Consider the following 11,811-nt stretch of genomic DNA (forward strand, 5'->3'; position numbering starts at 1 on the left):
GCCGTCGCATCTGGACATGCGAGTGCGACACAGAGATGTGGCACCGCTTTCAGCGTCGAGGCGTCGCATGAAGCTCTACAGTTACTTCCGCAGTTCGGCCTCGTACCGCGTACGGATTGCGCTGCAATTCAAGAGCCTACCGTACGAGTATGTACCAGTGCATCTGGTGCGCAATGGAGGCGAGCAGCTTTCCGAGACGTACAAGCACGTCAACCAGGACCAGCTGGTGCCTGCACTCGTCGACGGCTCAGGAGTGCCGATTCCTCAATCGCTTGCGATCATTGAGTACCTCGAGGAAACACATCCTGAACCGCCGCTATTGCCGCGAGAGCCCGCTTCACGGGCTTATGTACGGTCACTGGCGCTGCAGATCGCGTGTGAGATTCATCCGCTGAACAACCTTCGCGTGCTCAAATACCTGACGGGAACTCTGGGCGTGAGCGAAGAAGCCAAGAGCGCATGGTACAGGCACTGGGTGGAGGTCGGCTTCGCTACACTCGAAGCGCGACTTGCCAGCGACAGCCGAACGGGCTCGTTCTGTTATGGAGATGCACCCACCCTGGCAGATCTATGTCTCATCCCGCAAGTATTCAACGCGCACCGCTTCTCGATCGACGTGGGCCACTATCCAACACTCGCGCGCATCAACGCAAACGCTCTGCGACTTGAAGCCTTTGCGCAGGCTGCGCCGGATCGGCAGCCCGACGCAGCATAAGGACTAGGGTGAAGGTCAAGCTGACACCGGCCCTGGGCAAGGAGGATTGTCCAATCACGAAGGCGGGGGATCAGACTAGCAATGTTTCTCCAGGCGCAACCATCGCGCTCGCGGTCATCGTTAGGGGTGGTAGACGTTGAAGTCGAACTCGAATATATGCCGCGAGTCACCCCGGTCGAGAATTTACGTGCGGGCTGGGGAAGGCAGCTTTTCACAAACTATCGCATTCGCACGCTGATTGGCGACTGACGCCTCAACCTACATAAAGGTAGTCTGCCGGACATGCCATTCCTGATCCATTGTCTCTATCGGCCTGGGGGCGCCACCGAGCGCCTCCCGATACGACGTGAGCACATTCTCTATATGCTGGACTGGCTGCCTCTAACAGTATTCGGCTCCGCCATTATTGGTGGTGACGGCGAAGGTGCAGTAGGGATGGTAGTAGTCCTTGATGTCGAAAGTGAATCCGACGTGCAACGGTTCGTCGCTGGCGAACCATATTGCCGATCCGGCCTGTTCGAAACTATCACTGTGAATCCGCTCGTGCAGATGACGCCACCGTACACGCGCGACTTTCTTGAGCGCGAATTGGAGAAATGCCAATGACAGGGCGCTCCCGCTATCCGGTTTGAATTTGGCTGGCCGATGCTCCGCATCGCGATGGAGTTGCCGGACGCCCGGGTCGCCGGCTTTCTGGGTCGGTGACCGAATTTCACCACAAGGACAAAGCGCATGAACTACGGTGATGTTGACGCTGCGATCACGACACTCAAGCCTTGGTTCGGCGATCGGCTGAGCGTGGCCCTAGTGGTTCGTCAGCAACATGGCAAGGACACAACTTTCCATCCTGTCATGGCGCCGGACGCGGTCGTGTTTCCCGAATCGGTAGATGAAGTGCGGCGGATCGTGCACGTTTGCGCAGATCTCCGTGTTCCGATTGTTCCTTTTGGCAGCGGAACCTCGTGTGAAGGGCACATTTCAGCGTTGCATGGGGGGATATGCATCGACATGTCTCGCTTGCAATCGATTCGCGCCGTTCGCGTCGACGATCTGGATGCGACGGTCGAGGCTGGGGTGACGCGCAAAGCGCTCAACGCACAGCTTCGCGATACCGGAATGCACTTTCCTATTGATCCTGGAGCAGACGCGTCGATAGGCGGAATGGTGTCTACGCGCGCGTCTGGAACGAACGCCGTTCGCTACGGCACGATGCGTGAACAGGTACTCGGCCTCGAAGTGATCTTGCCGGATGGCAGCCTTGTGCACACTGGCAACCGCGCGCGCAAATCCGCCGCAGGCTATGACCTCACCCATCTGTTCGTCGGCTCGGAAGGGACGTTGGGAATCGTGACTGCAGTGACGTTAAAGTTGCATGCGCTGCCTGAGCACATCGCGGCAGCGACTTGTGCATTTCCGGATTTGGCGCTTGCGGTTCAGACAGTTATTCAAACCATTCAGGCAGGGGTGCCAATCGGCCGCGTCGAGTTGCTCGATGCTACGCAGGTCGAAGCGGTCAATCGATATTCAAAGATGGGGCTCGTCGTCGCGCCCACTTTGCTGTTCGAGTTTCACGGTAGCCCCGGTGCCGTGCGTGACCAGATCGAACTCGTCAAGGACATCGCTGAAGCCAACCGCGGATGCCAGTTCACCTGGGCCGAGCGTCCAGAGGATCGGTCAAGACTCTGGAAGGCGCGTCATGACATCTGGTGGGCGAATATGGCACTGCGACCAGGATCGCAAGGCTTGCCAACTGACGTTTGTGTGCCCATTTCCGAGCTCGCAAGCAATATTCTTGCCGCGCAAGAAGAGGTGCGGCAAGCAAATCTGATCGCTCCAATCTGCGGTCACGTCGGGGACGGCAATTTTCACTTGTGCTTTGTGGTTGATGCCGACAACGCGGACGAGATGGCACGCGTCGAGCGCGTTAACCGGCGAATGATCGAGCGCGCATTGGATAGCGGAGGAACTTGCACCGGAGAGCACGGGATAGGTTACGGAAAGATCGAGTTCCTTCGCCGGGAAACGGGTGACGCGTTCGCGTTGCATCGCAAGATCAAGCAGGCCTTCGATCCGGCAGGGATCATGAATCCGGGAAAGATCGTCGGAGACCTGTCGAAAGCCGCCGCAACATGAACCGCTTGCGGATCACTATAGATGACCGGTCGGCTGGTTGTTGATTGGACTGCTCGACGGGCAGCAGTTTCCCGGTTCGTGTGGCGATTCCATCTCACACGAAGATGTAAGTTCGCCAGGCAGGCGAAGACTTGCCGCACAGCTCCATCTGGAGCGTACCCAATCGTCGATTATGGGTCCCTTTGGACTCCATCGATGGCACAGGAGACATGATGAACGAAAATAATTCCGCTGACGCATCCGCAACTCGCCAGGCCGATACGCGGTTGATTGACCCGATATATCGAAAGATCGCGTGGCGTCTCATACCAATTCTCTTTGTCGGCTATGTTGTTTCTTATCTTGATCGGCAGAACATCGGCTTCGCGAAGCTACAGATGCAGCAGGAATTGGGTTTTAGCGATTCGGTGTTCGGGCTCGGTGCCAGTATTTTCTTCATCGGCTACTTCCTGTTCGAAGTTCCGAGCAACATGATCCTTCACCGCGTCGGCGCGCGACGTTGGATTGCCCGCATCATGATTAGTTGGGGCATCATCTCCGCACTGATGTTCTTGACGCGTGGCCCAATATCGTTTTACGTATTGCGCTTTCTTCTCGGGGTTGCCGAAGCCGGATTGGTCCCGGGAGCCATTCTCTACCTCAGTTTCTGGTTCCCTGCTTCCAGGAGGGCACGAGTATTTGCCATGTTCTATACAGGAGTGGCGGTTTCCGGCATCGTCGGAGGTCCACTCTCGGGGTGGCTGATGCAAACGCTACACGGTGCTCACGGATTGAGCGGTTGGCAGTGGCTGTTTATTGTAGAAGGCGTTCCATCGGTGTTGATAGGGACGATTGTTTATCGCTTCCTGGTTGATTCACCCAATCACGCGAAATGGCTGAGTGCCGCAGAAAAGGCGGCAGTTGTCGCGCAGGTCGATGCGCCGATGTCCGAGCATCGATCGAAGCTCGTGTTAGCGGACCGTCAGCTATGGTTGCTTGTCGCGGTATTTTTTATGCAGTGCGCAGGTATCACCGGCGTCGGGCTTTGGATGCCAACGTTGGTTCAGGCTACCGGCGTAAGGAGCCTGTCTCAAATCGGTGTGCTGACAGCAATTCCGTACCTGGTCGCAATCGTTGCCATGTTCTTTCATTGTCGGCATTCAGATCGCACGGGCGAGCGCCGTTGGCATGTTGCGGTGCCCATGCTCGTCTCGGCCGTTGGCCTCGTATTGGCCGTACGATTTGAGCACGACACTGCGTTGTCGCTGATAGGTTTGACGCTGGGTGCCTCGGGAATTCTTTGCTCGACTCCGCCGTTCTGGAACTTGCCGGTTTCACGATTTTCGGGAAGTGACGCTGCGATAGGGGTGGCGATGGTGACCGCGTTCGGGAACCTCGGCAGCTTCGCAAGCCCGTTTCTTATTGGTTTGACGAGAGATCTCACGCATAACACGGCTGTCGGGATTTATTCGATCGCGATCGGCCTGTTGCTCGGAGCCACACTCGTGCTTTACTATCGACCGCAACCTGTCGTGCAGGCGTTGGGTGAAGCCACTGCCTGAACGGGATGGCGCGCGGATCGAAGAGCGGTCAGATTGCGTTCCGAACTCGCTTAGCGATCGCTCTTGCGTGCCGGTGTGGAGTCTGTTTCGTCCGAATGCTCCGATTCGGACGGATGGATGATGTGCGCTTTAGGAACGCGCATATCAAGCGATAAGCGGCGTAGACCGCGACGGATGGAACAGGCCCGCTCCACTCGATTCGCTTACGGCGGCGTAAGCGTCGACCTGCTGGCCATCGCGGTACTTGGCCGATTGTTACCGGATTCGGATTCGGTTCGGCGCAAGGGGCGGCGCGCCATGCTCGCTAGCCTCGTCAATGTCGGCGTCGATGGTCTGCGAAGACGACGCGGTGCGGCGTGACGGTCAGGTACTAGGGCAACACCGCCCCCAAGCGGCTTCGTGGCGCGAATTCACGGGTTTAAGCGCACTTCTGCCGCTCGAGAAGCAAGTCGACAAATGCGCGTATTTTGGCAGGGCGGAACTTGCCAGCTGGAAAGACGGCATGCATCGTTCCTGGCGGCAACGACCACATCGGCAAAACCTGAATGAGGCGCCCGTTTGCGAGGTCGTCTTTTATCGAGAAATCCGGCAACACAGAGATCCCCAAACCACTGCATACGGCCTCCTTCACGGCTAGCGTCGCGTCGAAATGCACAGCGGACTGAAAGGTCACCGTCTGCCGGCTTCCGGCTGAATCGGTGAACTCCCACTTGAGGCTTTCACGGAGCGCTGTGTTTGCGACAAATGGGGCGTGCGCGATTTCGTGTGGCGCCGCGGCCCGTGGCAATTTCTTTTTCCATGACGACGCGGCCACGAGGAGTTGCCGATAGCGGTCGATTTGGCGGGCTTGATGATTCAAATCAAGTAGTTTTCCCCCGCGGATCGCAAGTTCGATATCCGAATCAACAAAGTCGAGCGTCTGGTCTGTCAGCTTCACGTCAACCTTGCAACGGGGATAGCGCTCAATGAATGCTGCGATTGCCGGTACGAGCACGCTCACGCCGTAGTCGAACGGCGCCGTCATTCGCAGCGTACCGGCCGGTTCCATCGCGGCATGTGAGAGTTCAGCAAAGGCCTCTCTGGCCTCTCGAATGATAGTTGCACATCGTCCATAGAATGCCGCGCCCGCGTCCGTAGGGTGGACACGGCGCGTCGTCCGGGTGAGTAGCGTCGTCTGGAACTCCCGCTCGAGGCGTGCGACCTGTTGACTGACGACGGCCTTGGTAATCCCAAGTTGTTCGGCGGCCTTGGTGAATGAACCGGTCTCAACCACCGCGGCGAAATAGGCCAGGCGCTTCAGGTTCCCATGATCGGTACTGTTCATATGCTGATTGTTTGCTATTTGCATACGACACGTATAGACGGTTTGGCTTCCCAGTTCAACAGAAGTCGACGATTATTCCGAACGTTGATTTTAGGGAGTTGAATACGTGCTTACTGCAGCCATCGTTTATCACAGTGGATATGGTCATACGGAGGCCGTCGCAGCGGCGGTCGCGCGAGGTGTCGAGGCCGGTGGCGTTTCGGTGATGCTTATCCCCGTCGATCAGATCGACGCGCACTGGGATTTTCTTGAACACCGGGCCGACGCGATTATCTTCGGCGCGCCGACCTACATGGGTAGCGTCTCGGCACCGTTCAAGCAGTTCATGGATGCTTCCTCGAAGGTATGGGGAAAATGGCGAGACAAGCTTGGCGCAGGTTTCACAGTCTCCGCGTCACAGAGCGGCGACAAGCTCGCGACACTTCAGCAACTCGCCGTGTTCGCTGCGCAGCACCAGATGCTGTGGGTGAGCCTTGGCCTCATGCCAGGCAACAATAGCAGTTCGGGCTCTGTCGATGATCTTAACCGTCTGGGATCATTTCTTGGCGCAATGGCCCAAGCCAACGCAGATCAAGGTGCGGAAGGCGTGATTGCTAGCGATAAGGAAACGGCCAGTGCGCTTGGAGAGCGTGTAGCGGGCGCTGTGAAACGCTGGGCGGAACAACCGCGGTCAGAATAAAAGACTTGTATCAAGCAGCGGGCGTGCCAGCGCGCCGCGGGAGTCGGCGTGCCGATGATCGGCCGCGGTAGCAACGGCAACGCCTGTTCGTGATTCATTAGCCGGTATAGAGCGAAATCGTTTGCCACAACCGCGGCCTGCACGGCTGCGCTTCGCGTTCTGGCCGACCATCTGGTTGCCGGTTTCAATTAACTCGCGCGGTTGAACCGCAGGATGTACGGCGCATTGTTCTCCGGCGAGCAGAACACACGGAACAGCACCCTCCTGTCGTTTACGCCGGGGACCTAGCCGAAATCGTGCGGGCGGTTTGCCACTTTACCACTCGGCCTTTCGCGTCTCCCTGCGCTGAGTTCGAGGCTGCATAACTCAACTCACTCAACGGGCTTTCCCTTGACAGCTCCGGGGGCTCCGGCTGATAAGGGCGGCAATGCGCTCGTGGCTTCTACGTTGCATGCCAGTCCGGCAAAGAAGCCGCACGTTGATCGCGGCCGCGGGCTCTGCTGAGTTTTCATGACATGCTCATAGCGGCAGCGTCCAACCTTTCAAGGCGGTAGCCATAGCCGTAGATCGGAACGATGCAGTAGCCGTTCTCTGGCCGAAGTCCGAGCTTGACCCGTACGGTGGCGATGTGTGTATCGAGCGTGCGGCTGGGAATATGAGTGAAGTGCTTCCAGATCGTCTCGAGGATGTGCGCTCGCGACAGTGGTCGTGAAAAGTTGCGAAAGAGAAGCAGCGCGAGCTGGAATTCCTTTTGGGTAACTGGCAAAAGCGTACCCTCGCGAAAAAGCCTACCCTTCCGAAGATCGAATAGATACTCGCCAAACTGCTGCGATGTCGTCACTGCTTCGTGGTGGCCAGTTCCTTGCAAAAGCGAACTGACGCGCGCGACAAGCTGGGGGGCGGCGACCGGTTTCGTGACGTAGTCGTCAGCGCCGGCGTTCAGCGCGTAGACAACGTCTCGCTTGCGTGTGCTGCTTGACACAAAAAGTACAGGGAGGCTTGAGTCGCAGTTCTTGCGGATCCATGCGAGTACGGCATCAGGCTGAACGTCAACAACGTTCCAGTCGAGCGTCACGAGGTCGAAGGTTTCGCGCTGCATCCGGTGGATCAGCGCACGTCCCTCGGCAAAAACATGGCAGTCGTGGCCGACGGCGGTGAGCGCTTCGGAGAAGTACTGCAATTGGCTAGGGTCAGCATCGAGAACTGCGATACGCATAGTGAACAAATCCGGAGTCGTAGTGCGTAAACCGCACCTGTCTCGCGCAGCCGATCCGTACCTGACGTAAGCGTCAGCAGGTTTCGCACCGCACTTGCAGCCGACGTATGTATTATCGATTTTTCAATCGTTGCGGCTGCAAGGACATCAGTGATAAAGAGGGCCTGCATCAGCGAGCGGCCACGCATGCGGTCAGCGTTGGCTCCGGAGCTTGGCCGCACGATCATTGATAGGAAACGGTATCCGATTTTTTGAGAATGCCGTCTGATCCGAAAAGAAAACTGATCGTTGTCCTTCGGACATTCGTCGTTGCATACGGACCGAAATTCAACATCACTCTGTCCCAAAATGGTCGTTCTCCCATAAAGGTGTAAACCAGAACGGTCGACCCATCTGGTAGAGTGGTTGTTGATGACGGCGTTCCCAATTTCCAGATTACGTATTGCTGGGTTGTCGCACCGAGTGTGAATTCCGACGTACTCTCCGGTTTGATCCCGCTTTCCGTCGAAGCACACCCAGCCAGCATGCAGACGAACGCGATTGACAAAGTCAGACTGGCTCTCAAGCTTCTCATTCCCTGGCTCCATAATTTCCGACGCGGCTTTCACACAGTCTGCGCGCCGAATTAGACACGAATGTTCCGCCACCGATTTCGACTAGCGAAACAAAGCGTGTTTAGTCACTTGCCTTGCGTCGAGAATCAGGTCCTTCACCAGACAAGCGTATTGATCTTGTGTGTGCCTCGACGCTCGTCGGCGGCGAACTCGTCGAGCGTGTCGCGCGAGCATCGCTTTCGGGGAGTGCTCCCAGTGCAAGAGCAAAATACGAGATCCCCGCAATCAGGCCTGCAACCGCGCCCAGGAGAATCCTGACGGATTCGGCCCGTCGCATGAGGCAGACAGAAGCCGCTATCAGCGATAGAAACGCGATGGCCAGCCCAAGTATCCAGATCGTCGGGTACGCACGCGACGAAAACAGGTCGAGAATTGCGCCGACGTCTTGACCGCTGATGTATGCCATCTCTCCGTGCCTGTCCTAACGGTAGGAATAGGGCCAGACAGTCGTCGATAGCCCAGCCAGCTGTATTGCGATGTAACCGCGAGCGTTGCACATCGACGGGAATATTCTGAACACCTACGCATATCACGGTTGATATTCAGTTCGAGTCGGTGAAGCCTGATCCTTATGCGCGTCGATAGTGCTTGCCGACGGGAATTCTTTTGTGAGTCCCGGTACCTCGCGTGAAAATACCATCGTGGTAACGAGCACACTGAAGAGCGCTGTGAGTAGCGGGATCGCGCAGATCAGTAACCTTCGGGAAGTCGGCATGGTCATGGGTTCCAGTCGGAAGGACGAGTTCATTTTGCGAATGGCCTGCACGGTTTGTTGAAGTGATATGGACTGCTTGATTTCGCGTCGACTTTCCTTGCCGGATGAGGAGGGCAGCTGGCGCGAGGGTGCCGCAATACTGGTGAATCACAGTTGGCCAACAATGACCTTGTATATGCGGATCACCATCCGCCATAGTTTCGCTGCTACCCAGGTGCTACGGCAGCGGAGGATCTGCCATGTCATTCTTTGACTCGCCTGTGCAGCGATCCCGCTTCCTCAGACATGGAAAGACTGGCAGTAAAAATGAGCAGGAGTCGGATATTCGCAGTTTGGATCATCGTTCCTGTCCCAGTTGCGCGACGGTCGGTTGGCGTGTCGCGACATCGTGCGAATCAGGATAGAAGTCAATGATGAACACAATGTAAAGCAGTCCGGCGAATAATCCGGCCAGCGTCCCCCATACGTCGCGCGCTTCGGCACCGAAAAGGAAGTGAAGCGGAATGCCAACCAGCAGATAAGCGACAACGAAGACGAGTGCGACCACAACCGGCGGCCGGAGGGGCAGTGCGAAGAGAGATGCGATTTCTGACATTGCACACTCCGTCACCCGACGTGTGATTCCGCTTACCGGAGTTGGGCAACCAGTGCGTCGGCGCCCTTGTCGATCCCTGCCTTTGCCGCACCGAGTGAGCCAAAACTTGCGACCAGGTTCATGGCGTTTGGATACTGCCTGGTTACATAGGCATTCAACAGCTTGTTGTTCGACGCGTCGTAGATCTCGACTGCATACGCAACGGAGCCGCCAAACATTGCCTTACCGCCGCGAACTGCCTGCACCCCGTTGTAGACGTTCCCACCGATGTCGAAATGCGTGAACTGACCAAGCACGGGCGTCGTGGTCTCGGCGCCCGTGAGGATCAGCTTGACGCGGAGTGTCCCCGGGCCAGGCTGCGCAGCCGACGCAAATCTCGTCTCAAGTTTCTGTGTGAAAGACTTCTGGAGATAGGTGGCCAGCGTTGCCCTGTCGGCGTCGCTCATCTCGCCGAACTGGTTGTCCGCACCGTTATAGACCGTGGCCGGGTCGACCATTACCCGGGAGTAGGCCTGCCAGTTCACTGTCGTCGAGTAGTTATACGGAATGCGTCCGCTATCGTCGTGAGCATTCGCCTTCAGGTACGAAGCCGAGGGGATGCCGGAATAGGCGACCGGTTGAACCCCTGCACAACCTGCGAGCGAGAGAAACGACAGCGCGAACAGCAGGGGGCGAACATCCTTGGTGATTGTCATTCTAGGTTCCTTGAGAGATACGCGACGGCAACGGAATCTGCGAGCAGTGTAAAAAAAGCGTCTGGACGGTTTGATCTGCAGCGGCTGTCGGGGGATCCCGGCTTCCTCGGTAGAAGAAAAAAAGCCGTCCAGACGGTTTTATTTGTACGCAAAGAAGAAGCACTGGAGCGAAGTCTAGCACGGGATATGGAGAAAACAAAACGTCTGGACGGTTTTTTTAGTGAGCCGTATACTCCTGGGTCAGGATGCGGATATTGTGTAAGTGGGCTACTGGAAGCAGGGCGTGTGCTACCGCGCCACTTCAGCCCTCCATAACTTTGGGGACAGACTTTGGCCAGGCAGGAGCGTTCAGAACAGACCCGCAATGCAATCATCGAGGCGGCGTTGAGCGTCCTCGCCCGGGATGGGACGGCGAGGCTGACTTTCGAGGCCGTCGCGCGGGAATCAGGCTTGAGCAAGGGGGCCGTCACGCATCACTTTCGCTCGAAGGCTGATCTGTTCAAGGGCGTACTGGCATATCGCAACGTCAGTTTCGAGCAGTTCCGGCGCAACTATCTGGAATCGCGTCCGAAGGACGCCCCGCAGCAAACACTCTCAGTCGAGATCGCAGCAATGCGCCAGATGGTGGACGAGAACCGCTCACCTGCGCGGGCAGTCCTTTCGATCCTTGTGGACGACCCGAGCCCTATGACGTTTATCCGGGAACGATTCGCCGGGCACGTCCGGCAGATCAGGGAAGAGGCCGCCGACCCTGAACTCGCGCTACTACGTTGGGAAGCGGCCTGGGGCCTCGCACTGTATGCGCTGTTCGGACTTTCCCCCTTGTCGGACAAGGAGCGCAGCCATCTGTTTGACCGCCTGCTTGACGATGACGCGTGGACGCAGTTCATCAAGGTACCGGATGGCGGTTGATACCCCGATAGCACGTGAGGTCCCGACCCGGAAGCTGCAACTGACACCAGAAATTCCAATGAGCTGCCAATAATGGATAACGCGACCCGCTCGGAACGGTCCCGAAACACGGCCCTCAAGGCCGCTCTGACCATCCTCTCACGGGATGGCCTCAACGCACTTACCTTCGATGCACTCGCCCGCGAGAGCGGCATCAGCAAGGGTGGGCTGCTCCATCAGTTCGGCACGAAGGACGGAATCCTGCTGGCATTGCTGGAGTTCCAGAGGCGGTACCTTGAAGAGTTTGCAGTGGGATATCTGAATTCCTGCGATGCCTCGGTAAAGGAGCCGCTCCTGCTCGCGCAGATTGCCGTGATGCGTGAAACTGCCATCCAACCAGAGTCTGCCAATCGTGCCGTACTGGCGGCATTGATCCAGGCACCGGAACTCCTGGAAACCATTCGGGATGGTCATGCTGCTGATCTTGCCGAGGTTCGCAAGGCGTCACCCGATGGAGATATCGCGGTGCTGCGTTGGGCGGCGGCGGTTGGCATGGCGTTTACCGGGTTGATCGGGCTGTCGCCACTGTCGTCGGAAGAGCGCGATCGGCTTTTCGAGCGGCTGCTCGACGAGCCGTCGTGGACGAGCCGGGGTGCACCGGAGTCGCCGGCTGCCTAGAGCAGTAAAGTGTCG

General features: G+C 57.4%; 11 protein-coding genes. 7 read left to right on the forward strand and 4 right to left on the reverse strand.

Features of this window, described 5'->3' with window-relative positions; all coding sequences use genetic code 11:
• The first annotated feature begins 67 nt into the window (after positions 1-67).
• The 4 genes from maiA to AB4Y40_RS19175 all read left to right on the forward strand — a co-directional run bounded on the left by maiA (position 68) and on the right by AB4Y40_RS19175 (position 4,389).
• Complete coding sequence (gene maiA / locus AB4Y40_RS19160) at positions 68-715, forward strand: maleylacetoacetate isomerase (RefSeq protein ID WP_368689109.1); 648 nt, start codon at positions 68-70, stop codon at positions 713-715.
• Positions 716-997: 282 nt separating this feature from the next.
• On the forward strand, positions 998-1,321 hold the full coding sequence (locus AB4Y40_RS19165) for a YciI family protein (protein ID WP_368689110.1): 324 nt from the start codon (positions 998-1,000) through the stop codon (positions 1,319-1,321).
• Between the two features lie 126 nt (positions 1,322-1,447).
• Positions 1,448-2,848 carry an FAD-binding oxidoreductase gene (locus AB4Y40_RS19170; protein ID WP_368689111.1) on the forward strand — a complete coding sequence of 467 codons (1,401 nt, stop codon included), beginning with the start codon at positions 1,448-1,450 and terminating at the stop codon, positions 2,846-2,848.
• 209 nt (positions 2,849-3,057) lie between these two features.
• Complete coding sequence (locus tag AB4Y40_RS19175; RefSeq protein WP_368689112.1) at positions 3,058-4,389, forward strand: MFS transporter; 1,332 nt, start codon at positions 3,058-3,060, stop codon at positions 4,387-4,389.
• 418 nt (positions 4,390-4,807) lie between these two features.
• Here AB4Y40_RS19175 and AB4Y40_RS19180 read toward each other — a convergent pair whose 3' ends face one another.
• Positions 4,808-5,713: a LysR substrate-binding domain-containing protein gene (locus tag AB4Y40_RS19180; protein ID WP_368689113.1), complete on the reverse strand. Its 906-nt coding sequence runs from the start codon at positions 5,711-5,713 to the stop codon at positions 4,808-4,810.
• A gap of 106 nt (positions 5,714-5,819) precedes the next feature.
• Here AB4Y40_RS19180 and AB4Y40_RS19185 point away from each other — a divergent pair, with 106 nt between their 5' ends.
• Positions 5,820-6,392 carry a flavodoxin family protein gene (locus tag AB4Y40_RS19185; RefSeq protein WP_368689114.1) on the forward strand — a complete coding sequence of 191 codons (573 nt, stop codon included), beginning with the start codon at positions 5,820-5,822 and terminating at the stop codon, positions 6,390-6,392.
• A 508-nt stretch (positions 6,393-6,900) separates the two neighbouring features.
• On the opposite strand, the gene AB4Y40_RS19190 is transcribed toward AB4Y40_RS19185, so the two are convergent.
• The 3 genes from AB4Y40_RS19190 to AB4Y40_RS19200 all read right to left on the reverse strand — a co-directional run bounded on the left by AB4Y40_RS19190 (position 6,901) and on the right by AB4Y40_RS19200 (position 10,227).
• Entirely contained in the window at positions 6,901-7,608 is a 708-nt protein-coding gene (locus AB4Y40_RS19190; protein WP_368689115.1) for a response regulator transcription factor, read from the reverse strand.
• A 1,666-nt stretch (positions 7,609-9,274) separates the two neighbouring features.
• Complete coding sequence (locus tag AB4Y40_RS19195; protein ID WP_368689116.1) at positions 9,275-9,532, reverse strand: hypothetical protein; 258 nt, start codon at positions 9,530-9,532, stop codon at positions 9,275-9,277.
• Positions 9,533-9,564: 32 nt separating this feature from the next.
• Positions 9,565-10,227: a DUF3313 domain-containing protein gene (locus AB4Y40_RS19200; RefSeq protein ID WP_324160181.1), complete on the reverse strand. Its 663-nt coding sequence runs from the start codon at positions 10,225-10,227 to the stop codon at positions 9,565-9,567.
• Between the two features lie 330 nt (positions 10,228-10,557).
• Between AB4Y40_RS19200 and AB4Y40_RS19205 the strand changes: the two genes are divergently transcribed.
• Together AB4Y40_RS19205 and AB4Y40_RS19210 are read left to right on the forward strand one after the other, a co-directional pair.
• Positions 10,558-11,139, forward strand: a complete 582-nt coding sequence (locus AB4Y40_RS19205; protein ID WP_368689117.1) for a TetR/AcrR family transcriptional regulator — start codon at positions 10,558-10,560, stop codon at positions 11,137-11,139.
• Between the two features lie 72 nt (positions 11,140-11,211).
• Positions 11,212-11,796: a TetR/AcrR family transcriptional regulator gene (locus AB4Y40_RS19210; RefSeq protein WP_368689118.1), complete on the forward strand. Its 585-nt coding sequence runs from the start codon at positions 11,212-11,214 to the stop codon at positions 11,794-11,796.
• Positions 11,797-11,811: the final 15 nt, after the last annotated feature.

This window comes from Paraburkholderia sp. EG287B (assembly GCF_040965595.1).
Taxonomy (GTDB): domain Bacteria; phylum Pseudomonadota; class Gammaproteobacteria; order Burkholderiales; family Burkholderiaceae; genus Paraburkholderia.

Coding starts and splice junctions, on each gene's coding strand:
- AB4Y40_RS19175 (WP_368689112.1), top strand. CDS start 3,058: ATGATGAACGAAAATAATTCCGCTGACGCATCCGCAACTCGCCAGGCC.
- AB4Y40_RS19165 (WP_368689110.1), top strand. CDS start 998: ATGCCATTCCTGATCCATTGTCTCTATCGGCCTGGGGGCGCCACCGAG.
- AB4Y40_RS19195 (WP_368689116.1), bottom strand. CDS start 9,532: ATGTCAGAAATCGCATCTCTCTTCGCACTGCCCCTCCGGCCGCCGGTT.
- AB4Y40_RS19200 (WP_324160181.1), bottom strand. CDS start 10,227: ATGACAATCACCAAGGATGTTCGCCCCCTGCTGTTCGCGCTGTCGTTT.
- AB4Y40_RS19190 (WP_368689115.1), bottom strand. CDS start 7,608: ATGCGTATCGCAGTTCTCGATGCTGACCCTAGCCAATTGCAGTACTTC.
- AB4Y40_RS19180 (WP_368689113.1), bottom strand. CDS start 5,713: ATGAACAGTACCGATCATGGGAACCTGAAGCGCCTGGCCTATTTCGCC.
- maiA (WP_368689109.1), top strand. CDS start 68: ATGAAGCTCTACAGTTACTTCCGCAGTTCGGCCTCGTACCGCGTACGG.
- AB4Y40_RS19210 (WP_368689118.1), top strand. CDS start 11,212: ATGGATAACGCGACCCGCTCGGAACGGTCCCGAAACACGGCCCTCAAG.
- AB4Y40_RS19170 (WP_368689111.1), top strand. CDS start 1,448: ATGAACTACGGTGATGTTGACGCTGCGATCACGACACTCAAGCCTTGG.